This window comes from Lentibacter sp., assembly GCF_029254145.1.
Lineage (GTDB): Bacteria > Pseudomonadota > Alphaproteobacteria > Rhodobacterales > Rhodobacteraceae > Lentibacter.
The window spans coordinates 1-24064 of record NZ_JAQWYD010000055.1 but is presented as its reverse complement, the minus strand read 5'-3'; the positions used below and the strand labels follow the sequence as shown (position 1 = coordinate 24064).

The 24064-nt window shown below is 50.7% G+C and carries 26 protein-coding genes; 15 read left to right on the top strand and 11 right to left on the bottom strand.

What is annotated here, in order from left to right:
- Window positions 1-2: 2 nt before the first annotated feature.
- On the bottom strand, window positions 3-1295 hold the full coding sequence (gene serS / locus P8O11_RS06325; protein ID WP_300292804.1) for a serine--tRNA ligase: 1293 nt from the start codon (window positions 1293-1295) through the stop codon (window positions 3-5).
- 184 nt (window positions 1296-1479) lie between these two features.
- Here serS and yajC point away from each other — a divergent pair, with 184 nt between their 5' ends.
- From yajC to P8O11_RS06275, 10 genes are all read left to right on the top strand, one after another.
- A complete protein-coding gene (gene yajC, locus P8O11_RS06320) occupies window positions 1480-1758 on the top strand; it encodes a preprotein translocase subunit YajC (protein ID WP_273499246.1) in 279 nt (92 codons plus the stop codon).
- Between the two features lie 37 nt (window positions 1759-1795).
- Window positions 1796-3457 carry a protein translocase subunit SecD gene (secD, locus tag P8O11_RS06315; protein WP_300292800.1) on the top strand — a complete coding sequence of 554 codons (1662 nt, stop codon included), beginning with the start codon at window positions 1796-1798 and terminating at the stop codon, window positions 3455-3457.
- A 3-nt stretch (window positions 3458-3460) separates the two neighbouring features.
- Window positions 3461-4429, top strand: coding sequence for a protein translocase subunit SecF (gene secF / locus P8O11_RS06310; protein WP_300292798.1), 969 nt, complete (start codon window positions 3461-3463; stop codon window positions 4427-4429).
- Entirely contained in the window at window positions 4416-5174 is a 759-nt protein-coding gene (locus P8O11_RS06305) for a sulfite exporter TauE/SafE family protein (protein WP_300292796.1), read from the top strand. The genes secF and P8O11_RS06305 overlap by 14 nt, the downstream gene beginning before the upstream one ends.
- A gap of 3 nt (window positions 5175-5177) precedes the next feature.
- Complete coding sequence (locus tag P8O11_RS06300) at window positions 5178-5531, top strand: Mth938-like domain-containing protein (RefSeq protein ID WP_300292793.1); 354 nt, start codon at window positions 5178-5180, stop codon at window positions 5529-5531.
- Window positions 5532-5541: 10 nt separating this feature from the next.
- A complete protein-coding gene (ccmA, locus tag P8O11_RS06295; RefSeq protein WP_300292791.1) occupies window positions 5542-6159 on the top strand; it encodes a heme ABC exporter ATP-binding protein CcmA in 618 nt (205 codons plus the stop codon).
- Window positions 6156-6812, top strand: coding sequence for a heme exporter protein CcmB (ccmB, locus tag P8O11_RS06290; protein ID WP_300292789.1), 657 nt, complete (start codon window positions 6156-6158; stop codon window positions 6810-6812). The genes ccmA and ccmB overlap by 4 nt, the downstream gene beginning before the upstream one ends.
- A 69-nt stretch (window positions 6813-6881) precedes the next feature.
- Complete coding sequence (locus P8O11_RS06285; protein WP_300292787.1) at window positions 6882-7613, top strand: heme ABC transporter permease; 732 nt, start codon at window positions 6882-6884, stop codon at window positions 7611-7613.
- A complete protein-coding gene (gene ccmD, locus P8O11_RS06280; protein ID WP_300292785.1) occupies window positions 7610-7768 on the top strand; it encodes a heme exporter protein CcmD in 159 nt (52 codons plus the stop codon). Before P8O11_RS06285 ends, ccmD begins: the two co-directional genes overlap by 4 nt.
- The gene (locus tag P8O11_RS06275; protein ID WP_300292783.1) at window positions 7761-8303 is read left to right on the top strand and encodes a DsbE family thiol:disulfide interchange protein; all 543 of its coding nucleotides are present in this window, start codon (window positions 7761-7763) and stop codon (window positions 8301-8303) included. The genes ccmD and P8O11_RS06275 overlap by 8 nt, the downstream gene beginning before the upstream one ends.
- Here the strand turns inward: P8O11_RS06275 and P8O11_RS06270 are convergent, their stop codons facing one another.
- Window positions 8304-9518 (bottom strand): bifunctional alpha/beta hydrolase/OsmC family protein, encoded by a 1215-nt coding sequence (locus P8O11_RS06270; RefSeq protein WP_300292779.1) that lies wholly within the window; start codon window positions 9516-9518, stop codon window positions 8304-8306.
- Window positions 9519-9740: 222 nt separating this feature from the next.
- Between P8O11_RS06270 and P8O11_RS06265 the strand changes: the two genes are divergently transcribed.
- Window positions 9741-10571, top strand: a complete 831-nt coding sequence (locus tag P8O11_RS06265) for a bifunctional allantoicase/(S)-ureidoglycine aminohydrolase (protein ID WP_300292777.1) — start codon at window positions 9741-9743, stop codon at window positions 10569-10571.
- 81 nt (window positions 10572-10652) lie between these two features.
- Here the strand turns inward: P8O11_RS06265 and P8O11_RS06260 are convergent, their stop codons facing one another.
- The 3 genes from P8O11_RS06260 to puuE are packed head-to-tail and all read right to left on the bottom strand — an operon-like array spanning window position 10653 to window position 14034.
- Entirely contained in the window at window positions 10653-12083 is a 1431-nt protein-coding gene (locus P8O11_RS06260) for a nucleobase:cation symporter-2 family protein (protein WP_300292775.1), read from the bottom strand.
- A gap of 53 nt (window positions 12084-12136) precedes the next feature.
- Window positions 12137-12622, bottom strand: coding sequence for an ureidoglycolate lyase (locus P8O11_RS06255; RefSeq protein ID WP_300292773.1), 486 nt, complete (start codon window positions 12620-12622; stop codon window positions 12137-12139).
- Complete coding sequence (puuE, locus tag P8O11_RS06250; protein WP_300292819.1) at window positions 12619-14034, bottom strand: allantoinase PuuE; 1416 nt, start codon at window positions 14032-14034, stop codon at window positions 12619-12621. The genes P8O11_RS06255 and puuE overlap by 4 nt, the downstream gene beginning before the upstream one ends.
- Before the next feature lie 143 nt (window positions 14035-14177).
- Between puuE and uraH the strand changes: the two genes are divergently transcribed.
- Window positions 14178-14531 (top strand): hydroxyisourate hydrolase, encoded by a 354-nt coding sequence (gene uraH, locus P8O11_RS06245; protein ID WP_300292771.1) that lies wholly within the window; start codon window positions 14178-14180, stop codon window positions 14529-14531.
- On the opposite strand, the gene P8O11_RS06240 is transcribed toward uraH, so the two are convergent.
- Window positions 14528-15433: a LysR family transcriptional regulator gene (locus tag P8O11_RS06240; RefSeq protein ID WP_300292769.1), complete on the bottom strand. Its 906-nt coding sequence runs from the start codon at window positions 15431-15433 to the stop codon at window positions 14528-14530. The genes uraH and P8O11_RS06240 overlap by 4 nt on opposite strands.
- Before the next feature lie 95 nt (window positions 15434-15528).
- Between P8O11_RS06240 and P8O11_RS06235 the strand changes: the two genes are divergently transcribed.
- Complete coding sequence (locus P8O11_RS06235; RefSeq protein ID WP_300292767.1) at window positions 15529-16788, top strand: urate hydroxylase PuuD; 1260 nt, start codon at window positions 15529-15531, stop codon at window positions 16786-16788.
- Between the two features lie 2 nt (window positions 16789-16790).
- On the opposite strand, the gene dddP is transcribed toward P8O11_RS06235, so the two are convergent.
- Window positions 16791-18131: a dimethylsulfonioproprionate lyase DddP gene (gene dddP / locus P8O11_RS06230; RefSeq protein ID WP_300292765.1), complete on the bottom strand. Its 1341-nt coding sequence runs from the start codon at window positions 18129-18131 to the stop codon at window positions 16791-16793.
- A gap of 187 nt (window positions 18132-18318) precedes the next feature.
- Between dddP and P8O11_RS06225 the strand changes: the two genes are divergently transcribed.
- Window positions 18319-19023, top strand: coding sequence for a DUF3445 domain-containing protein (locus P8O11_RS06225; protein ID WP_300292763.1), 705 nt, complete (start codon window positions 18319-18321; stop codon window positions 19021-19023).
- On the opposite strand, the gene P8O11_RS06220 is transcribed toward P8O11_RS06225, so the two are convergent.
- From P8O11_RS06220 to P8O11_RS06210, 3 genes are all read right to left on the bottom strand, one after another.
- On the bottom strand, window positions 18998-19792 hold the full coding sequence (locus P8O11_RS06220) for a lytic transglycosylase domain-containing protein (RefSeq protein WP_300292761.1): 795 nt from the start codon (window positions 19790-19792) through the stop codon (window positions 18998-19000). The genes P8O11_RS06225 and P8O11_RS06220 overlap by 26 nt on opposite strands.
- 104 nt (window positions 19793-19896) lie before the next feature.
- Entirely contained in the window at window positions 19897-21303 is a 1407-nt protein-coding gene (gene glnA, locus P8O11_RS06215) for a type I glutamate--ammonia ligase (protein WP_089890403.1), read from the bottom strand.
- Window positions 21304-21338: 35 nt separating this feature from the next.
- Entirely contained in the window at window positions 21339-21677 is a 339-nt protein-coding gene (locus P8O11_RS06210) for a P-II family nitrogen regulator (protein ID WP_089890406.1), read from the bottom strand.
- Between the two features lie 168 nt (window positions 21678-21845).
- On the opposite strand from P8O11_RS06210, the gene P8O11_RS06205 reads away from it, so the two are divergent.
- Window positions 21846-23423, top strand: a complete 1578-nt coding sequence (locus P8O11_RS06205) for an NAD(P)H-hydrate dehydratase (RefSeq protein ID WP_300292757.1) — start codon at window positions 21846-21848, stop codon at window positions 23421-23423.
- Here P8O11_RS06205 and P8O11_RS06200 read toward each other — a convergent pair.
- A complete protein-coding gene (locus tag P8O11_RS06200; protein WP_300292755.1) occupies window positions 23420-23908 on the bottom strand; it encodes a Hint domain-containing protein in 489 nt (162 codons plus the stop codon). The two genes, P8O11_RS06205 and P8O11_RS06200, sit on opposite strands and share 4 nt — an antisense overlap.
- Window positions 23909-24064: the final 156 nt, after the last annotated feature.

Here is a 24064-nt window from a genome sequence, read left to right as displayed (position 1 = left end):
ACTCAAGACAATGATCCATCTACGTTAAGCGTAGTTTTCCCGCCGACGTAAGGGTGCAGAGCCTTAGGCAGAATAACCGATCCATCCTCTTGCTGCCCGTTTTCCAGAACGGCAATCAGTGCGCGCCCAACGGCCAAGCCTGAACCATTCAAAGTATGGACATGTTGCGGCTTCCCGCCGTCTGCGGGTTTGAACCGAGCTTGCATACGGCGTGCTTGAAAGTCTCCACAGACAGAAACCGAGCTGATTTCGCGGTACTTTCCTTGGCCTGGTAACCAAACCTCGATGTCATGTGTCTTGATGGCGCCGAAGCCGATATCACCCGTGCACAGGACGACAGTACGATACGGGAGCTCTAGTTTTTCAAGAATACCTTCGGCACAACGCGTCATGCGATCGTGCTCTTCCAAACTTTTGTCTGGATGAGTGATCGAAACCATTTCCACCTTTTCAAACTGGTGTTGGCGCAGCATGCCTGAAGTGTCGCGTCCAGCACTTCCAGCCTCAGAACGGAAGCATTGTGTGTGCGCAACGAAGCGTCGGGGCAGGGTATTCTCTTCTACTGTCATACCATTGACGATGTTCGTCAGGGTAACTTCTGCTGTGGGCACGAGCCACCAGCCGTTTGTGGTTTGATAGCTGTCCTCGCCGAACTTCGGGAGCTGGCCAGTGCCGTACATCATCTCTTCTTTTACAAGAACAGGAGTCCAGGTTTCGGTCAGGCCATTTTCCTCGATGTGCGTGTCTAGCATGAATTGAGCCAAAGCACGGTGCAGGCGAGCAACAGAGCCCGAAAGAACAACAAAACGGCTGCCAGAAAGCTTGGCCGCTGTTTCAAAGTCCATCCCTAGCTTTACACATTCCAGCTCGAAGTGTTCTCGGGCCGAAAAATTCACGGCCGCGGGTGTCCCCCAGCTGCGCACCTCACTGTTGTCTGCTTCATCTGCGCCCACAGGAACGTCTTCGTGCAGCAGATTAGGCAGAGCGCCAAGCATTTCAGTCAGAGCTGCGTCTAGGGTCTTGGCTTCTACTTGAAGGGTAGCCACCTCAGCTTTTTGTGCAGCGACTTCGTCTCGGAGCTTTTCAAAGAGAGCCGTATCGCCAGAGGCTTTTGCCGCACCAATTTCTTTTGCCGCTTTGTTTTGGGCTGCTTGCGCAGTTTCAGCCGCCAAAATTTTGCTACGACGCTCTTCGTCGAGTTTCAGAATGTGGCCTGAGACTGGTGCGAGCCCTCGGCGTGCCATCACGGCATCAAATTCGCTGGGGTTTTCACGGATCACGCGAATATCGTGCATCTCACTTGTCCTTTTGAGGAATAAATCTTGCTGCCGCCTTATGACCGATTTTGTGGCCCAAGGTAAACGGGTCATTGTACCTTGCTTCTATTCGGCTTTGCCCATTGCAAACAATCCTGTTCAGGCATAGGTAATGCTGGATTTGAAGGGCTTTGCCCATAATTAGACCACGACGGGGGCGCATATGAGACCTGGTGACTTGCTGATGTTGGCCGCGATTTTCGCGATCATGTATTTCCTTTTGATCCGACCACAGCAGAAAAAAATGAAAGAGCATCAACAGATGATCGAGAACATCCGCCGTGGTGACCAAGTGATCACACAGGGTGGAATTATCGGCAAAGTTGTTAAGGTCCGTGAGGATGGAGAGCTTGAAGTCGAGATAGCAGATGCTGTGAAAGTGCGCGTCATCAAAGGCACGATTGCTCAAGTTTTGAATAAAACAGAGCCAGCAAAAGCTTAAGCTTCCCAAGTAACTAAAGCACGAGGCGGAGCCCATAATGCTTCAGATTGATACATGGAAACGGGTGCTGATCTGGCTCGTTGTGGTTGCGGGTATTATGCTTGCTTTGCCAAATGGCTTCTACACTCGCGTCGAGACACACAATGACGCAGTGAAGGCGCTGGAGGCTGGGGGGAGTGCTGCGGGTCTTTCTGAGCAGGCCGATATGTGGCCGACCTATTTGCCGTCTGGATTGGTTAATCTGGGGCTAGATTTGCGCGGTGGAGCGCATTTGCTCGCCGAAGTAAAAGTCGCCGATGTATACGCCGCAAGGATCAAGGGCAGCTGGCCTGAGATCAGAGATCTCCTGCGCGAAGAGCGCGCGCGTGTGGGCACAGTGCGTCTGCAGAAAAGCGCAGATGACGAGCTGCGCATTAAAATCTCCAAACCAGAACAGCTACAGGTAGCAGCAAGTCTTATCCGCGGTCTTGCTCGACCAGTGACTAGTTTGTCTGGTGCTGGTGCTCGCGATATTGAAGTGAGCGTTGAGGGAGATGTGATTATCGTTCAGCTCTCCGAGGCTGAGAAGTTAGCCACAGATGAACGCACGGTACGTCAGTCTCTTGAAATCATTCGGCGCCGTATCGATGAAGTGGGAACCCGCGAGCCTACAATCCAGCGTCAGGGCGTTGATCGCATACTGATCCAGGTTCCCGGGTTGGGCAGTGCTGCTGAGTTGAAATCCATAATCGGGACTACAGCTCAATTAACCTTTCATTCGGTCGTAAGTCGGGCAAACAGTGCTGATGCACCAGCGGGGGCAGGGAACTATGTGCTGCCGTCACTTGATGAAGATGGCGTTTTTTATGTGCTTGAAGAAGCGGCTGTTGTTTCGGGTGAAGATCTTGTCGACGCCCAGCCTGACTTTGATCAAAATGGAAGACCTGCTGTTTCCTTCAGGTTCAATACAACTGGCGCGCGGCGTTTTGGCGATTACACGGCTGAGAATATCGGCTCACCCTTTGCGATTGTGCTCGACAGTGAAGTGATATCGGCGCCTGTTATTCAAAGTCATATCGCCGGTGGGTCTGGTATTATTACTGGTAATTTTTCGCTCGAAGAAAGCACCAACCTAGCTGTTTTGCTGCGCGCTGGTGCTCTGCCAGCGGGTCTTGAGTTTCTTGAAGAACGTACAATCGGACCAGAGCTCGGCGCGGACAGCATCGAAGCTGGAAAGCTCGCCTGCATCGTCGCGTTTGTTGGTGTGCTTGTCTTTATGGTTCTGAGCTATGGCACTTTTGGTGTTTTTGCCAACTTCGCTCTCGTGATTAACGTGATTTTGATATTCGGACTGCTTTCGATGTTAGGTGCCACGCTGACGCTTCCCGGAATTGCAGGAATTGTTTTGACCATTGGTATGGCAGTTGATGCAAATGTTCTGGTGTTTGAACGTATTCGGGAAGAGCTGAAGTCAGCAAAAGGCCCTGCTAGAGCGATTGATTTGGGCTACGAAAAAGCGCTGTCAGCGATTGTGGACGCCAACATTACCACATTCATCACGGCGGTCATTCTATATGCAGTTGGATCGGGGCCTGTACGAGGCTTTGCGATCACACTTGGACTAGGCATTTTGACATCTGTCTTCACGGCTATTTTCGTAACGCGTCTGATTGTTGTGATCTGGTTTGAACGCCGTAAACCCAAAACGATAGAGGTCTAAACCATGCGATTGAGACTTGTTCCGCAGGACACGAATTGGGATTTCTTTGATCGATACAAACTTTGGCTCGGTATTTCAGCCTTTATGATGGTTGTAGCCTTTGCAAGTTTTGTGTTGCAGGGGCTGAATTACGGTATTGATTTCAGAGGCGGTACTACGATCCGTACTGATAGCAGCATGCCGATCGTAATTGCCGATTATCGCGATTCTATCGAACCTCTAGGTTTGGGCGATATCACCATTACTGAGGTGTTTGATCCGAGCTTTGGTGCGGACAAAAATGTGGCGATGATCCGTATTCAGGCGCAAGATGGTGAAGAAGCCGTGACGTCAGAAGTGATTGAAGCGGTTCTGCTTGCTCTGCAAGAAAAGGCACCTGACATTACTTTTAGCTCTGTTGAGAGCGTTGGGCCAAAGGTTTCTGGAGAGCTCATTCAAACGGCTATGATTGCTGTGGTTTTGGCTATTGGAGCAGTGCTCATCTACATTTGGCTGAGATTTGAATGGCAGTTTGCGGTTGGTGCTGTTGTGGCACTGGTGCATGATGTTTTACTAACCATTGGGGTATTTTCGGAACTCCAAATTCGTTTTGACCTTGCGATCATCGCGGCACTTCTAACAATTGTCGGCTACTCGCTGAACGATACGGTTGTTGTGTTTGACCGTGTTCGTGAGAACCTCCGCAAATACAAACAGAAACCGCTCAAAGAAGTGATGAACATTTCGATCAACGAGACTTTGAGCCGGACGATGATGACGTCGGTGACCACTCTGCTAGCTCTCTTAGCACTGTTCTTTCTTGGGGGAGACGTGATCCGTGGTTTCGTTTTCGCTATGATCTGGGGCGTTATTGTAGGCACGTATAGTTCTGTTTTTGTAGCCTCGACGATATTGCTGTGGCTTGGCGTGAAACGCGACTGGACCAAACCTAACGCGACTGCAGGAAATCAATTTGCCAATGTGGATGCCTGAATTAATCAGTCATGCTGTCCAACACGATGGTTTTTACTGGTTAGTTTTGGTCGTTTTTATTGCAGGGGTTGTCAGGGGCTTTTCTGGGTTTGGAACAGCGATGGTTTTCATCCCTTTTACAAGCCAATTTATGGACCCAGTCTCGGTTCTTGTTGCTCTAACAGTTATGGATATTTTTGGCCCCATACCCAATCTGCCGCGTGCGTGGCGAGACGGTGAGCCCAGCAGTGTTGCACGTCTTGGCTTCGCGACCCTAGTGGCCCTCCCTGCGGGGATATATTTCCTCTTGACTGTTCCTGCCGAGATTTTTCGTTACGCTGTTTCAATATTGGCCATTGTTGTGCCTTTATCTTTGTTGGCGGGACTGCGCTACCGCGGCCAAATAACGCCAAAGCTACTTTATGTTTGCGGAGCCATTGCCGGCATCACAGGGGGTGCTGTGGGATTGCCTGGTCCTCCCATTATCATGCTTTTTGCTGCAAGCACCAAAGCGGTCAGCTGTATTCGCGCAAATATCATGATGTATTTGTTTGTCTTCGATGTTTTTTTGCTGTTTTGGTTCGCTATGAAAGGGCATCTTGAGGCTCTGCCCATTACTTTGGGGCTGTTATTTCTTGTGCCTTCTGTGGCTGGCAACATCTTAGGGGCAAAGGTTTTTGACCCCGCTCGTGAAAAGCTATATCGCGGGATAGCCTACTTAGTAATTTTTACTGCGGCACTTACATCATTGCCTCTTTGGGACTGAAATATGAAATTGACTGAAATGCACTTTGCCGAAGCCCAGCCTGTCGAGAGCTATGGACAGGGTTTTTTCAAAATTGGAGGTCATCGTATTGAGAGTGGAATGCTATTGACCGCTGAGGGCGCAAAACTTTGGGGGGGGTATGACGATTTTCAGAGCCTCCTTGCGCTCCAGGGGGCCGTTGATGTGATTTTCGTGGGAACAGGTGCTGAGATTGCACATTTACCGTCAGACTTGAGACAAAAAATTGAAGCGACAGGAATGGGTGTTGAAGTCATGAATTCACCCGCTGCATGCCGAACTTACAATGTACTTGCGGCAGAAGGCCGCCGCGTTGCCCTTGCCGCCTTACCTGTTTAAGGACTTCTCTATGGAGCTTCACGTTCAAAAACTTAGCGTTGCACGTGGTGGTTTGGCTGTGCTGAAAGATGTGAGCTTTAGCCTCAGTGCTGGACAGGCTCTTGTAATCCGTGGTCCTAACGGGATTGGAAAAACCACTTTGTTGCGAACCCTTGCAGGATTGCAGCCTGCATTGGCAGGTGAGATAAATCTTGATCCTGATATGACGGCTTATGCTGCGCATGTGGATGGCATAAAGGCGACGCTTTCGGTCGAGGAGAACTTGGCTTTTTGGGCCAGCATTTTTGGGACAAAGGGTATCGAGGCTGCAATTATTGCATTTGCTTTATCCGACTTGAGAGACAGGCCCGCTGGGACGCTGTCGGCGGGACAAAAGCGCAGACTTGGTCTCGCACGATTGATGGTCACAGGCCGACCGGTTTGGGTTCTCGATGAACCGACAGTCTCTTTGGACCAAGTCGCGGTCACTATGTTTGGCAAGGTCATTGAAGCTCACTTAGAAGCTGGGGGTGCTGCGATCATGGCCACACACATTGATCTAGGCTTAAAAAACGCAATATCGCTTGATCTTGGCGCATATAAGGCAACGTCTGCTCTTGAGGATAACTTTGATGAGGCTTTTCTATGATCGCGCTTCTGAGACGGGATTTGCGCCTCGCTGTCCGCGCAGGAGGGGGCTTCGGCCTCGGGCTCTCTTTTTTCCTTATTGTCGTTGTCCTCATCCCATTTGGTGTCGGCCCTGAGACCAATCTGTTGGGACGGATTGCACCTGGAGTATTGTGGGTGGCTGCGCTCTTGGCTTGCCTTCTCTCTTTGGATCGTATGTTCGCGCTAGACTTTGAAGACGGTTCACTCGATCTGCTGGCAACTTCGCCTCTTCCGCTCGAAGGCATCATCACGGTAAAAGCTGTTGCCCATTGGTTGACGACTGGCTTGCCACTTGTCATGGCAACACCCGTTTTTGCGCTTTTGATGAGCTTACCTAGCACTGGGTATCTTGCGATCATGGTTTCATTGCTTTTGGGGACACCTGCGCTCTCGATTATTGGTGCGTTTGGAGCGTGCTTAACCGTTGGGATCAAGCGGGGAGGATTGCTGCTCAGTCTCTTGGTTTTGCCTCTTTATGTCCCAACGCTTATATTTGGTGCCGAGCTCGCCAGACTGGGGGCTGAGGGCCAGACATATACAACACCTCTCTTAATGCTTTCTGGGATCAGTCTCGCGGCCTTGGCGCTTTTACCAATTGCTAGTGCGGCGGTGCTCAGAGTGAACTTGCGCTAATGTGATATCAGAGTGCTGGCATTTGTTGACAAATTCAGGCATGGGAATATTTAAAAGGGGAAGAGCTCAATGGCGTCGATTTGGGAATATGCAAACCCGCTGAAGTTTATGCGGACCACGGAAGCCGCACTGCCATTTATAGCTGTGGCAGCTGCAGTTTGTCTGCTGACTGGCCTTGGCTGGGGTTTTTTCTTCACGCCTGATGACTTTCGCCAGGGCTCGACTGTGAAAATTTTCTACATCCACGTCCCCAGTGCGATGATGGCGATCAATATTTGGGTAATGATGTTGATCACGTCGTTGGTTTGGATCGTTCGGCGGCATCACGTAAGCGCATTGGCAGCTCGCGCAGCTGCACCCGTTGGTGCAATCATGACACTTATCGCGCTTTTCACAGGCGCGGTCTGGGGGCAGCCAATGTGGGGAACATGGTGGGCATGGGATCCGCGATTAACGTCCTTCCTGATCCTATTTCTTTTTTACTTGGGGTATATAGCGCTTTGGAGTGCGATAGAAAACGACGATACCGCTGCTGATTTGACGAGTGTTTTGTGCCTTGTGGGTTCAGTTTTTGCTTTGTTATCCCGTTATGCTGTCAACTTCTGGAACCAAGGGCTTCATCAAGGGGCATCTCTGTCTTTGGACAAGAAAGAAAATGTTGCTGATGTCTTTTGGTACCCAGCACTTGTCTCAATTGCAGGATTTGTTTTGCTATTTGTTGCGCTGGTCATACTTCGCACGAATACAGAAATCAGAGCACGCCGCGCGCGCGCTCTCTTGGCACGGGAACGTTTGGGATGATGCCTGATCTTGGAAAATATGCAGTAGAAGTGTTGTCAGCGTATGCTGTTTCGATTGGTCTAATCGTTGCTATTGTTCTTTTAAGTCTGTCCCGAGCACGCCGCGTCAAAGCGGAGCTTGATGAAATCGAAAATCGGAGGAAGTCGCGTGGCTAAGGTATCCCCTGTGATGCTTGCCCCGCCACTGATCTTCGCGGGACTGGCTGTTTTAATGTTTCTCGGGCTTCAGCGCGAAGATCCTGATGCCTTACCATCCGCACTTGAGGGTAAGTCTGCTCCAGAGGTTGAGATTAAGCAACTTGGAACAGGCGTAACCTTCACGGATGAGACCTTGCGAGCCGAAGGTGTTAAGCTCGTGAATTTCTGGGCGAGTTGGTGTGCGCCATGTCGTGTCGAACACCCACAGCTTGAAGCGCTCGCGGAGAGTGGTATTGCGATCTATGGGGTGAATTATAAAGACAAAGCGCAAAATGCTCTAAAGTTTCTCGCAGATCTTGGTGATCCTTATAAAAGTATTGGAGCGGATGAAACTGGACGTATGGCCCTTAATTGGGGTGTTTACGGTGTCCCTGAGACATACGTTATAGATTCAAACGGTATTATCGTTTTGCGTTTTGCTGGTCCTATTACGAAACGCGCGATAGAGCAAACAATCCTACCCGCAATACAAGATGCGCAAACCGGCCTTTAGTCATTTTGTTAGAATGGTTGTGACCTGATTTGCGCGCTCAAGCGTTCGATGGACCGGGCATTTGTCTGCAATCTCGAGAAGTTTTTGGCGTTGATCAGCTGTTAGATCGCCTTCAAGTGTGATTTCGCGCTTAAATCCATCGATCCTTTCACCGCTGTTGCCCCCCGCGTCCTGAGCATGAACCTTTTCGTGGCTTACATCCACGCGGACATGATCAAGCGGCCAACCTTTACGCCTCGCATACATTCGAATGGTCATTGAAGTGCAGGCTCCGAGGCCAGCTGAAACAAACCCGTATGGAGACATTCCTTTGTTGCCCCCACCGTAAGCTTTGGGCTCGTCGGAAAGTGTATGATGGTATGGGCCAGACATCACGTCTTGTAAAAACCCAAGTGGGTCTACTTCTCGCACTCGGGTAATGCCTTCTGGCGCTCCAGGTGGTGGGGCAGGGGGACGGATGTCTAGGTATCGTGACACCCACGAGCTGATCACCTCTGCCGTATACTCAGCATCGTTAACACGGCTGATCAAATGATCAGCGTCATCCAACGTAATAAAGCTCTTCGGGTGTTTTGCAGTCATAAAGATTTTTGCGGCGTTATCTATGCTCACGATTTCGTCGCGTGGCGCATGTAGTACCAATAGAGCCTTTCCCAAAGTAGCCACTGCCTCGCGTAGCTTGTGCGTACTGATATCCTTCAAGAAGCTGTCTCGTATGGTAAATGGTCGCCCACCAAGACGAACTTCAGCAGAACCATATTCGACGATCTCTGCATGCTTTTCAGTAAAGTGTTCAATGACGTTTGCAGGCTCAAAAGGGGCTCCAATAGTGACAATGGCCTTCGCCGATTTGATCTGGTCTGCAACGGCCAAAACGGCAGCGCCTCCAAGGCTATGGCCAATAAGAAGGCTTGGTGGAAAGCCGCGCTCTGTCATGGCTTGGGTTGCGGCGAGCAAGTCGAGCATATTGGTTGAGAAGTTAGTGTTTGAAAACTCCCCTCCCGAATGTCCAAGGCCAGTAAAGTCAAAGCGCAACACCGCGATGCCCTGTGCGGCGAGCCTTTGGGCGATACGTTTCGCCGCGGGGATATCTTTTGAACAGGTAAAGCAGTGTGCAAATAAAGCACTGGCCAGATGTGGGCCTTCTGGTAAATCTAACCGTGCGGCCAGTTGGTGGCCGTCTTGGTTTGCGAATGTAAATTTTTCAACGACCATGTGAGCTCCTTGCGCACCTGAGGTAAGGGTATGATCCAGCTCTGCAAAGCGCCACCTATGTGACATGAGCTTCACGTTGATGTGACGCTGCGCAGTTCAGTCGTTGCAGTGATTTCAATTAAATCTTGATAATCCTTTAGGTGTTTGATGTGTTTAAAATGATTGGAAATAATGGGGTTAGGCGTTTGAATAGACCCACACATTATTGAAGAGGGCTCGATCTTGAAGAAACCAGCTTACTATGCGCCACAAGGTGGGCTTGCCCCTCAAACGCAATTGTTGACAGATCGGGCGATGTTTACGGAGGCCTATGCGGTAATCCCGAGAGGTACGTTTAGTGATATTGTGACGAGCCTTTTGCCTTTTTGGGATAAAGCTCGATTTTGGGTTATTGCTCGGCCGCTGTCTGGCTTTTCGGAAACGTTTTCGCAGTACATCGCCGAGGTTTCGCCCGGTGGCGGAAGTGACCGACCTGAAACGGAAGCAGGAGTGCAGGCTGTTCTCTTTGTGGTCGAAGGTGCTTTGACGCTGACCACTGAAGGTGTCGATCATCTCTTGGAGGCAGGCGGCTATGCCTATCTGCCGCCTGATGCCTCATGGTCCCTGAAAAACCATACAGACAATGCTGTGAAGTTTCACTGGGTTCGCAAGCGATATGAAGCTGTTTCAGGTCTTGAAGCCCCTGAGGCATTTGTCACCAACGAGAAAGAGATTGCCCCAACTGCGATGCCTGAAACAGACGGTAAGTGGGCGACAACACGGTTTGTTGACACGAACGATCTGCGCCATGATATGCATGTGAACGTGGTGACGTTTCAGCCGGGCGCCGTCATCCCTTTTGCGGAAACCCATGTCATGGAACACGGCCTTTATGTCCTCGAGGGCAAAGCTGTCTATCGCCTCAATCAAGATTGGGTTGAAGTTGAGGCGGGTGATTTTATGTGGCTTCGCGCGTTCTGCCCGCAAGCCTGCTATGCGGGGGGGCCGGGGCCATTTCGCTATTTGTTATATAAAGACGTAAATCGGCACATGAAGTTTCCTGCCTATCTTTGAGACGCGTGTGTCTATGTTTTCACTCAAAAAACCGGCGCTCAGGAGCGCCGGTTTTCATTTTGGGCAAAGCTCTAGTAAGGCTTAGTCCTCTTTTTGAAGTGATCCGCGACCATGGCCGGCATGTCCACCTGAGACTTCTTCTGTTGCTTCATCTGAAAGCTCTTCTGGCAAGATCAGGTTCAAAACAATCGCAATTGCAGCCGCTGGCAATAGTCCAGATGTCAGCAGCACTCTCGCAGTCGCGCCCATATGCTGAAGCGCATTCGGCTCAAGCTGCAGGCCAAGGCCAATCGAGAGGGCAATCGCGAAGATAACCATATTGCGTCGGTTCCAGTTCACATCAGAAAGCATTGAAATACCCGCAGCGACAACCATCCCAAACATAACGATCACACCGCCACCCAATACTTCAATTGGGACTGTGCGAATGACGCCACCTACTTTTGGAACAAGTCCACAAATAATTAGGAAGATGGCGCCGCATGTGACGACATGGCGGCTCATGACACCCGTCATGGCAATCAGGCCTACGTTTTGGCTAAAGGATGTATTTGGGAAGCCGCCGAAGATACCGGCAACTGCCGTGCCAAGCCCGTCCGCATAAGTTGCGCCTTCGATTTCTTTGTCGGTCGCTTCACGGCCTGCGCCACCTTTACAAATACCTGATACATCTCCAACGGTTTCGATCGCCGAGATGAAGGCCATAAGGCAAAAGCCGATAACTGCGGCTGCCGAGAACTCAAAACCGTATTTGAAAGGCTGCGGTAGGGCAAACGCGGCCGAGCGTGACCATGAGCTTGCGATAGCATCGAACGTTAGCATTCCAACAGCGAGCGCATAGATATAGCCCACGATCAGGCCAATCAGTACTGCCGAGATGGACAGCATTCCGCGTGTGAAAAACTTCAAACCAAGCGTGACGACGATCACAACAAGGGCTGCCGACCAATTGAGCAAGGAACCGTACTCTGGCGTTCCCATCGCTGGAACACCGCCAGCTGCATACTGAATGCCCACCTTTACGAGCGCGAGACCAATCATTGTCACAACGAGGCCTGTGACCAGCGGGGGAAGCGCAAAGCGGATTTTACCAATGACGGTCCCCAATAGGGCGTGAAAGATACCACCGATCAGCACGCCACCGAAAAGAGCGGCAAGCGCATCAACACCTTTGCCTGCTACAAGTGGAATCATAATTGGCAAAAAGGCAAAAGACGTCCCTTGAACGATAGGGAGTGCCGCGCCGACTGGGCCAATGGTTAGAGTTTGCATGAGTGTCGCAACGCCAGCAAAGAGCATCGACATTTGAATAAGGTAGAGCAGCTCTGGGAAATCTGGTGAGTTTGATCCAAAACCAAAACCTGCTGCGCCTGCTACAATGATGGCAGGTGTGACGTTTGATACGAACATCGCCAACACATGCTGAATCCCAAGGGGGATCGCTTTGGAAAGAGCTGGGGTGTAGTTCGGATCCCTGAGTTGTTCGGGTGTCCCAATTGAGTTCTGAGCCATAGTAACCTCCGTATGACTGTTGGTTTTCCCCCTTCTTATGGAGGGGCATTTGGTTAAACGTTCACGATATAAGAGTCTTGAAAGTAGTATTCTTCTAAGTTGGGGGTATCGCCAATACGGTCGATCACAATGTATTGGCCTTCGCGTTCAACAGGAGCCAGGACACCGTGCCACGTATTGCGATGTATGTTGATGGATTGTTGAGGCTCTGAGAGAAAGGCTCTTGGCTGTCCGGGTTTGCCTGAATTATCTTTGGCAACGCTAATAATCATGGGGACGCCAGACAGAGGTATAAATGCCTGACTGCCTTCTGGATGTCGCTCCATCATGTCGAGAGAGTAAGGAAAGTGTCTTGCTTGCGCGTCAAACAGGCTGATCCCAGCCCGACCCGATCCGAAGTCAAGCTTTGCGAGATCATGGAAGCGTCCACACATGCCTTGATTGATCAGCTTGTCAGGCTCACCTGAAACTTCGATAACATCGCCGTAGGGTGCAAAAGCTTCACGCGTGAGGGGTTCCAGTGTTAATAGCACGCTCACGGAAGAATATCCTTGAGCCGGAAATGAGCGATCCGTTCAACCTGGCTGCAAGCCTCCTCAAACTCGGCAGCTCTTGTATTGTTAATCCGTTGTTCGAACGCAGCGAGAATAGACGCTTTATCATGGTCGCGAACTGCGATGATGAATGGAAAACCGTGCTTTGCTACGTAGTCAGAGTTAAGCTTTGTAAAATGACTTCGCTCTTCACTGGTTAGATAGTCTAGTCCAGCACTGGCTTGTTCCGATGTGCTTTCTGCGGTGAGCTCGCCTGCTGCAGCCAGTTTTCCAGCCAAATCAGGGTGGGCAATCAACACTCCATGTTTCTCTTCAGCGGAAGCGGTTCTGAAAATGCGGCTTAAAGCGCTGTGCACGCCTGCCGCGCAATCATGCGCCGCACCAAGCTCTAACTCCCACGCGCGTTGTGCAATCCAAGGAGAGTGTTCAAAGATTGATCCGAACTGCTCTATAAACCTGTCTTGGCTCATTTGGCTTGGTCGCTCTTTGCGTGAATGCGGATATAATGTTGCCCAATGCTCGGCAATATCAATTCTACGCGGACACCATACGTTGTCATGCTTTTGGATATGTTCAATAAACCGTTTAAGGCCTGCAATCTTCCCCGGGCGTCCGATAAGGCGACAATGTAGGCCCACTGACATCATAGCTGGACGACCTTCGCCGCCTTCGGAATAAAGTGTGTCAAATGAATCGATAAGATATTGCCCAAAATCCTGCCCCGTGACCCAACCGGGCGCTGTTGCAAAGCGCATGTCATTGGCTTCGAGGGTGTAGGGAATGATGAGCTGATCCCGATCTGCGACTTCTAACCAGTAGGGAAGGTCGTCATCATAGGTATCCGAGATATAATCAAAAAGCTCTGTTTCGGCGACAAGCCTCACAGTGTTTTCCGAACATCTGCCAGTATACCAGCCGCGCGGTGTGCTACCGACGACCTCTGTGTGCAGTTTTATCGCCTCAGCGATCGCGGCACGTTCCGCGCTTTCGGGCATGTCTTTATGCTCAACCCACTTCAGGCCGTGACTGGCTATTTCCCAGTTAGCGTCCTTCATGGCCTGAACTTGTTCCGGACTGCGCGCCAGAGCGGTTGCCACACCGTATATCGTCAGGGGAATATCTGCTCCAGTGAACAAGCGGTGTAATCGCCAAAACCCTGCTCGTGCCCCATATTCATAGACGGATTCCATATTCCAATGGCGTTGCCCTTGCCACGGTGCTGCTCCAGGAATGTCTGACAGAAAAGCTTCTGAAGATTGGTCGCCGTGAAGCGTGCAATTTTCTCCGCCTTCTTCATAGTTCAAGACAAACTGAACAGCGATTTTGGCTTTACTAGGCCAAGCCGCATCTGGAGTATTCGCTCCATAGCCTCGCATGTCGCGTGGATAGCGCTTCACCATTGATCTCCTATTTTTCATCCCTTCTATACTGAAATAAAAGTTGGAACTTTATTCAAATATTTGAAAGAGCTTTTTGTCTGTTTTTGATGTATCGCGCTGCCGAACGCGACATTATGATAAAAAGATCAATGGAGAAGCGAATGGCTGGATGTTTGACCACACATGTTCTGGATACGGCTCAAGGATGTCCTGCAGCGGGCCTGAAGATTGAGCTATTCAAACTAGAAGTGTCTGGGAGAACCCATGTCCGTACGCTTGTCACAAATTCTGACGGCCGAACCGATGAGAAAATCTTGCCTGAGGCAGAGTTTGACGTAGGTGAATATGAGTTGGTGTTCCACGCTGGCGCATATCTTGATGCATCAGGCGCCCCTGTTGAGGCACCTCGGTTTCTAGATGTAATTCCACTTCGTTTCGGGATGTCAGAAGCGACGCACTATCATGTACCACTCTTGCTTTCACCCTTTGGTTATTCGACATACCGCGGTAGCTAAGTGGCGATATTGGCCGTTATGTGCTCTACCATAAAGTCAATGAAAAGCCGCGCTTTGGGGTCTTGCCGACGTCTGTGCATGTAAAGACAAGCCAGCTGTATTGGCAGGGGCGGCTCATGTTCCAAAACGGGAACCAAACGCCCTGAAGCCAGATGTTCGGCCACTTCGAAGACTGGCTTCAAAATGATCCCATAGCCTTCCAGTGCCCAGTTGGTGAGTATTTCTCCATGGTCTGTTTCATACGGCCCTGAAACAGTAACACGCTTTGTTCCCTCAGGAGTTTGAAGAGGCCATTGGAATTCTGGCGCGCCAGGATAGCGCAGATTGAGGCAATCGTGAGCATCTGTTTTGAGTTCGTCACTGCTTATTGGCATACCACGTTTTTCAATATAGCGCGGGGATGCGCACAAGAGCCGAGGACAATCAGCGATCTTTCTGATGCGCAGATTACTGTCTTGGGGCACCCCAAGGAAAAACGCGGCATCCAGACCTTCTGCAGCAAGGTCAAGTTTTCTGTCTGAAAGTCGCAAGCGTATGTTGATGAGCGGATATGCCTCGTGAAATTTGGGGACGGCGGGTGCAATAAATGTCTGCCCGACCCCTAACGGGGCCGCGACATAAAGCGTACCGCGCGGCGAGCGAGTAATATCATTGATGTCTGCTTCGGCTTCTTCGACAGCCTCAAGGATTTTCAGAGCGCCCTTATAAAAGGTGTTTCCTTGTTCGGTGGCGTTGAGTAGCCGTGTTGTGCGTTGAAACAGGCGTACACCTAGATGATCCTCTAGCTGAGATATACGAGAGGACGCGACTGCAGCAGAAATGCGCAGATCACGCGCAGCTGCGGACATATTCCCGAGCTCGAAAACGCGCACAAAAGTTTGTATGTTGTCTAGGTAGGCCATTATTATTTGACTTTTTTTGAAGCTCTTGGGTAGTTTTTTGCAATACACGATAATTAGCGAACACGCTAGTTTCGCTGCAAACTTAAGGAGCGATTATGCACGAATTTGCAATTATGTGGGACTGGATTGGCTTTGCTGTCCGTTGGCTACACGTCATTACGGCAATCGCTTGGATTGGCTCGTCATTCTATTTTATTGCGCTTGATTTGGGTCTGCGAAAAACACCTTATTTGCCTGTAGGGGCACATGGCGAAGAGTGGCAAGTCCATGGCGGCGGCTTTTATCACGTTCAAAAATACCTTGTTGCGCCAGAGAATATGCCCGATCACCTAACGTGGTTCAAATGGGAAAGCTACGCAACTTGGCTTTCTGGTGCGGCCCTCCTTATGATTGTTTATTGGGTTGGGGGCGAGCTGTATCTGATTGATGCAGCCAAAGCAGACATCAGCCTGTTGCAAGGCATTATGATTTCTGCAGCGTCGTTGACCGTCGGCTGGATCGTTTATGATTTCCTCTGCAAGTCGAAGCTTGGTGAAAGCCCGACAGTGCTCATGCTTTTGCTGTTTGTACTCTTGATTGCGATGGGCTGGGGCTACAACGAAATTTTCACAGGGCGCGCAACACTTCTTCACCTCGGTGCATTCACGGCCACAATTATGACGGCGAATGTATTTTTCATCATCATGCCAAATCAGCGTATCGTGGTGAAAGACTTGCAAGAGGGGCGTACTCCAGATGCAAAGTACGGCAAGATTGCTAAGCTGCGCTCGACTCACAACAACTATCTGACCTTGCCTGTTATCTTCTTGATGCTGTCAAATCATTATCCTCTGGCGTTTGCCTCACAATACAATTGGGTGATTGCTGCACTTGTATTTCTCATGGGGGTTAGCATTCGCCACTATTTCAACTCGATGCACGCGGGAAACAGCCGTCCGCTTTGGACATGGCTGGTGACGGGGCTATTGTTCGTCGCAATCATGTGGATTTCAACTTTGCCGCTTGAGTTTGACAGTCTCGAAGACGCGGAGGCACGCCCTCTTACAACCACTGAACAAGTCTTTGCTTCTTCTGAAGGCTTTGACGAGGTTCAAGACATCGTTTTGGGTCGTTGTTCTATGTGTCATGCGCGTGAAACCTTTTACGAAGGCGTAAGGTCTGCGCCAAAAGGCGTTCGTCTTGAAACAACTTCCGATATCGTGGCCCACGCACGCGATATCTATCTACAGGCTGGCGTAACAAGAGCCATGCCCCCCGCCAATGTGACCTATATTGAACCAGAAGAGCGCGCAGCGATTATTTCATGGTATCGCAATGCGGCAAGTCAGCTCCCTATACGGCTTGCGGCCAATTAAAGCTAACGCCCCATCAGGGCGTCATCAAATGGATAGGTTGTAAGGTTTTCGTAACCATCTTCTGTGATCAGAACTTGGTCTTCGAGCTTGATTGAGAAATCTCCCCCAACCTCCCCTACAGCCGCTTCAACACATAGCACCATCCCTGGCTCTAAAGCATAATCAAAGGCCCCTGGTACGGAATGATCGGGGTAAGCGACAAGCGGCCATTCATCACAAAGGCCGACGCCATGCATAAGGCATCCGTATTTTTGCGCCTGAAATTTATCGTCGAGGCGATGTGTGTTGGCGGACAATTCTGGTATCGTGACGCCAGGTTTCAACATTTCCATATTGGTCATGATATGTTCATGTGCATGTTGCATCGCATAGACCATATCTGCACGAGGCTTCTGGTCACCGATCCACCACGTGCGACTGATATCGATGCAAATTCCGTAAGAGCCAATCAGGTCTGTATCAAAAGCTACGATTTCATTATTTTGCACAAGACGTGGTCCACATTCTTGAAACCACGGGTTGGTACGAGGCCCTGACGCGAGGAGGCGCGTTTCGATCCATTCGCCACCTCGGCGGATGTTCTCAGCGTGGAGCACTGCCCAAATATCATCCTCAGATGTGGTGCCAAAGGGGACATTGAGGCGGGCAAAATCTTCCATGCTCTTTACGGCTGTTTCACAGGCATGATTGGCACAACGCATGGCGCGGATTTCGTCGGGCCCTTTGATGGCGCGGGTCTTTTCAGTCACTTCCTCCCCCTCCATAATCTCAAAGCCCTGCGCTTCTAAAGCGCGGTACCCATGGAGCATGGCCTTATCGACTGCTAACCGTTTGTTGCCTGAAGCGTGCTCAGCAAGAACAAGACGCACCTCATTCGCAAAAACATCAGCCGCAACATCGACCTTGTCGCCGCGGTCAAAATAGAACAGATCCGCTCCAGAGCGTTGCTCACGAACCAAAGGATTGAACTCGCTCAGAAAGGGGGAGTTTTTATAGTCCCAAATCACCATATAGCCGTCAGCGCACAGCAAGACGGCGCGAAACGGATTGTGGGTATTCCATAGCTGCATGTTGGTGCTGTCTGTTGCGTAGCGGATGTTCAGCGGGTCAAATAGCAGAATTCCACCATAATCTCTTTGAACGATTGCTTGCGTGAGTCGCTCCCAGCGGTACTTTCGCATAGCTTCAAGGTTGGGTGGAGTTAAGCCCGCAGCCTCCCACTCAGCGAAAGCCAACTGCGTTGGACCAATCTCGACACGGTTCTTATCATTGGGAGATCCATCGGCCAAAAATGCGCCTCTGCTCGGATCTATTTTCCGGATGTCTCGGTAGTGCTCATTCATGTCAGACGCCTCCCTATGGATGAGTTTGGTAACGTGCTGAAAGCTCTGCGAGCTTGTTTGCGGCTTTCCCCTGTCGTTTTCAGCCGTGAAAGCGTGTGCGCCCACTTGAAAATCCATGTCAGAAGCTTTCAATGCGCCTATGATATTAAACCAAGTTATCCCCTACGATCCACTGAGGCCTAAAGCGATGCCCGGTATTTCACCGCTTGATCAAGGCGACTGGCTGCGCGTGGATGAAACCTATGCAGCGCAGCTCGCCGAAAAGGCGCGGATCGTGGAGAAAGACAGAGACTTGGTGTTGGCTCTGTCAGAAAACGCGCGCCCAGCGGCTGAAGAGCTTTTGGAGACTGTCGTTACCGCATTGATAGCTAAAGAGGGCTTCACACTGCAGGGTAACGCTCTCCTTTGCCCCGACGAACGCCTCGTAGAGCTTGATCGGTCCGACCCGATGCTTACTCTGTCTCGGCTTACACAAGAAGATTTTTGTATCTTGCAAAAACAGGGTCTTGAGCATGTTCTGACTGGGGCGTCGCTCTGCTTTCCTGCAAGTTGGTTGCTCGCGGAAAAGTTCATGCGACCCTTGATCAATATTCATGAACCAGTGGCATCCTATGATGAGAACATTGCCCGACGTGTTCAGCGTTTGTTTGACGGTGTTCGTGTTGAGCAGCCCCTTTGGCGGTTTAACGCGCTCTGGTATGCCGATCCTGCGCTGCATCAGCCTCGTTCGGCTCACGAACGGCGGGATGAGCGATTTGCAGAGACTGCTAAGTTTATGCGTTCAGAACTCCAAACCATACGGCGCTTGCCCTCAACAGGGGCCGTAATCTTTGGCATTCATACCTATGTATTGGCTGAATGCACACTCAACCGTCAATCCGCTTGCCCATGATGGCGAGGGATTGCTGGTATACTGTGGCCGCGTTCCATTGTTTAAGGACTGGATAGTTGGGCTCGCCTTCTTGATAGCCTTTGCCTGATTGCCAGCCTTTTTGCTGCAGAAAATTTGCTGTCGACGCCAGTGCATCTGCTTGATTGTAAAAATCGACGCGGCCATCTCCATTCCCATCAACCCCGTAGTTCATGGCATTGCCGGGGAGAAACTGAGTGTGGCCAAGCTCACCGTGTTTGGCGCCCTTTGTCTCTGGGCTAATTGAGCCTTGATCAACAAGCTTGAGAGCGCCAATGGCATGAGGCTTAAAAAATTCAGAGCGGCGACAATCAAAAGTCAGTGTGACAATCGCAGACACAACTTTTGTGTCTCCCATAAATCCGCCAAAGGCTGTTTCCATGCCGTGGATAGCAATAATGACGCCCGCTGGGACGCCATAGCGACGCTCCAAATTTGTATAGAAGTTTGAATTTTGAGCCTTTCGTTTGCGCCCTTGTGCAATGATTGTGTCTGCCCCGCGAACCTGCATGAACTTCGAGAGACTATATTTGAAGCTTTTCTGATTGCGATCCGCCGAGATTGTGGTGCTGGAATAGGTGGTTGCTGCGAGGGCTTGAAGTCCACGTTGTTTTACACCCGCTTTTCGAGCTGTCTTGGCAAAATCTGCTTTCCAAGTATTGAAGCCTGAAGATGTATTGCCACAGGGAGCTGCCGCTGCAGCAGATGCCAAGCCAAGAGCCAAGGTGACGGATAAAGAAAGCAAACGCATGAACAATACTCCAAAAGCTTGAGGCAAGCATATCTGGAAGCCGTGGATGCGCCAACAAAAAAGGCCTGCCCTTTCGGGCAGGCCTGCAGTGCCAAGTCTTGATCTTAGCAGCTGTAATACATGCCAAACTCTACAGGGTGTGGCGTGTGCTCATAGTGCAAGACTTCTTCCATTTTGAGTTCCAAATAGCCCTCAATCTGGTCTTTCGTGAAGACGTCGCCCGCAAGCAGGAACGCATGATCCGCTTCAAGGCACTCCAGTGCTTCACGAAGTGAGCCGCAAACCGTTGGGATACCTGCGAGCTCTTCTGCTGGAAGATCATACAGGTTCTTGTCCATAGCTTCGCCCGGATCGATCTTGTTCTTAATCCCGTCTAGGCCAGCCATAAGAAGGGCAGCAAAGCACAGATACGGGTTTGCAGAAGGATCTGGGAAGCGAGCTTCAACGCGCTTGGCTTTTGGTGACTCTGTCCAGGGGATGCGAACACAACCCGAACGGTTGCGCGCTGAATATGCGCGCAGAACGGGGGCCTCAAAACCAGGGATCAAACGCTTATAGCTGTTTGTCGATGGGTTGGTGAAGGCATTGAGCGTTTTCGCGTGCTTCAGAATACCACCGATGAAATAGAGTGCTTCTTGGCTCAGATCGGCATACTTGTCGCCTGCAAAAAGTGGCTTTCCATCTTTCCAGATTGACATGTTTACGTGCATGCCTGTGCCGTTGTCACCATAAATAGGTTTCGGCATGAACGTAGCTGACTTGCCATAGGCGTGAGCCACGTTGTGGATTACGTATTTGTACTTCTGGATCTCGTCCGCTTGCTTGGTCACAGTGCCAAAAATGAGGCCAAGCTCATGCTGGCATGACGCAACTTCATGGTGGTGCTTATCAACCTTCATACCGAGGCTTTTCATTGTGGAAAGCATCTCTGAGCGAAGGTCTTGAGCGTCGTCGATTGGGTTTACAGGGAAGTAACCGCCCTTGAGCCCAGGGCGGTGGCCCGAGTTACCCATTTCATACTCTGTATCTGTGTTCCAAGATGCATCTACTGCATCTACTTCGTAAGATACTTTATTGATTTTGTTCTCAAAGCGAACGTCGTCAAAAATGAAGAATTCAGCCTCTGGACCCATGTAAGCAACATCGCCAATGCCTGACTCTTTAAGATAAGCTTCGGCTTTTTGGGCTGTACCGCGTGGGTCACGCTCGTAGGCTTCACCTGTATCAGGCTCTACGATTGAGCAGTGAACGCAAAGCGTTTTTTCCGCGTAGAACGGATCAATATATGCGCTGTCCGTATCAACGATCAGTTTCATGTCCGAGTTTTCAATGGACTTCCATCCAGCGATTGACGAGCCGTCAAACATGAAGCCTTCTTCGAGGAAGTCTTCATCAACCAAATCAACATCGACGGTTACGTGCTGGAGCTTTCCGCGAATGTCGGTGAATCTAATATCGACATAAGCGATATTTTCGTCCTTTAGCGTCTTGAGAACGTCTTGTGTGCTCATTCTCTTGGTCCTTTTCGTTACTGTAAGAAAGTAGATTAAAGCGCGTCAGGACCGGTTTCACCGGTTCTGATACGAATGGCTTGCTCAACAGGAGATACAAATATTTTACCATCACCGATTTTATCGGTCTTGGCGGCGTCAACGATTGCTTCTACGGCTTGGTCAACCAAGTCATCATCGACCACGATCTCGAGTTTTACTTTTGGAAGGAAGTCGACGACGTATTCAGCACCACGATAAAGTTCTGTATGGCCTTTTTGGCGCCCGAACCCTTTAACCTCGATAACTGAAAGCCCCTGAACCCCAACATCCTGCAATGCTTCTTTCACTTCATCAAGCTTGAACGGCTTGATAATGGCTTCGATCTTTTTCATCGCTTCCGCCCCTTTGGAATTACTTAAGAGCTTCAGATCACTTTTCAGAGCGAGCCTCAAACGAATAGGGTCTTTAGATGACGCGACTCAGCGTGTGAAATATTATGTGACTAAAAATTAGGCTTTATGCTTATTTTTAAATCAAAAGTGAATCGAGGGGCCTGTGCCATGAGTGAACTCCTAACCGCAGCCCAAATGCGAGCCGCCGAAAACTTAGCGACAGACGCAGGGCAAGTGACGGGTCTTGAGTTGATGGAGCGCGCAGGGCGTGGCGTCGTCGAAGCGGTATTTGAAGAATGGCCAACGCTTGCGGCAAGCAGGCATAAAGCAGTGGTTTTGTGCGGCCCTGGCAACAACGGTGGCGACGGGTTTGTTGTGGCGCGATTGCTCAAGGAATGGGGGTGGGAGGTTGAGGTGTTTCTTTGCGGCGATGCCGCCAAGCTGCCGCCCGATGCTCGCGTGAATTATGAGCGTTGGCTGGCCTTGGGAACAATCACGTCAAATGAGAGCCTGGAAAGCGACTATCTATCCGCCAATTTTGACTTGGTGATTGATGCCGTTTTTGGAACAGGCCTGTCTCGTCCGCTAACGGCAGATGCTTGGCTGTTCTGTAAGGAGATGTACAAAGCTGGAATTGACGTTGCGATAGATGTTCCGAGCGGGTTTTGTGCGGATAGTGGCCGCTTTCTGGGCAAAAGTCGGGGTAATTTTGAAGGGCCGCTCAGCGTTGCTCTGACCGTCACATTCGAGAGGCTCCGGCAAGGTCACACTCTGTTGCCTCTCGCTGGAGTGTTGCGCGCCTGCTCGGTCAAAAGTATCGGTATAGATCAGTATTTGCCCGATTTCCGGAGGGAGCTATCAGTTTCATATTTGAGCGGTCAGGCTCGTATCGGGGCAAGTCGAAAAGCGGTTTTGAACTCGACTGATCAAAGCTCAAGCCACAAGTATTCGCACGGCCATACACTTGTACTCTCAGGAGGCGCTGGTCGAACGGGGGCAGCGCGGCTGTCCGGCCGTGCCGCGCTTCGGATCGGGGCAGGGTTGGTGACGTTGGGTGTGCCTGACTCTGCACAATTGGAAGTGGCGAGCCAGATCACGGGTATCATGCTTAAAAGGCTTGATTCCAAAGAGGATTTGGCTGGGATTCTGGAGGATGAACGGATCAATGTACTTTGCCTTGGTCCAGGACTTGGGATTGAACGGGCAGGGGAGTTAGTGCCCGTAGCGCTTGGCGCAGGGCGGACATGTGTGTTGGATGCGGACGCTTTGAGTGCCTATGAAGGCAAGCCCGAAGCTCTTTTTGATTTAGTGACAGAGACATGCGTCCTCACACCCCATGGTGGTGAGTTCGCTCGCTTGTTTCCTGATCTGGCTGCTCAGCTGAATGAGCCTGCCATAAATGGGCCTGCATACTCCAAGGTTGATGCCACGCGCGAAGCGGCTGCGCGGGCGGGCTGTGTTGTGTTGTATAAGGGTGCCGATACTGTGATCGCATCACCATACGGGCGATGTAGTATTAACTCGGCACTAGGTGAGCGTGCCGCACCTTGGCTTGCAACGGCTGGCTCTGGCGATGTGCTCGCAGGCTTTATTGCAGGGCTCCTCGCGCGTGGTTTTAGCCCGATGAGTGCTGCTGAGACGGGTGCCTGGCTCCATGTGGAGTGCGCCCTTAGCTTTGGCCCAGGGCTCATCGCTGAGGATTTGGCGGAGGAATTGCCCAAAGTCTTTCAGCGTCTCTGCACCTAAGCCGCCAATCCAATGCTTGTTTGATTTTGTTCGCAAGCAAGCTCCAGCCCATCGACATACACGATATGAGCAGCATCAAACACAAGTTGAAAGAGCGTGATTCTTTGCATGCCGACCAAGCGGATAAATTCGCCGTCTACGAGGCTTTCTGCCAGCACAAGTGCTTGTTTTTGTTGGGTAAGTGCTTTGGCGCGCCAGTCCCGAACAAGGACTTTTTGTGACGCGAGTAGGTACGTGTCGTCTTCTGGTTTATCATGCCCCAGTGAACCGCCCATGATCCAGACCATTGGACATTCAACATCAATCACTTTCACATGGCGCAAGACGACCATGCCCGCATCCCTCGTAATAATGCGGTCCCCAACACTGAGAAATTCGACGGGCAATTCGCCGTCTAAAGTTAAGATATTACTGCCTAATACAAAGCCTGACGGCTCAGATATAGCCTGAGTCTGCGCAGAGTCTTCTGCTGAAAAGGGCTTCATTTTGCACCCGTATGTTTTTTACTGCCTCAATTTTTACTCAAGATAAGGCAACAAACGGTAAATGTCGCGCTTTTTTCATGCGATGGAGGCAATTTGTGCTCGCAAAGTGTGACGGCCTTGGCTATATCCCGCTCTGTTGCGGGTGTGGCGGAATTG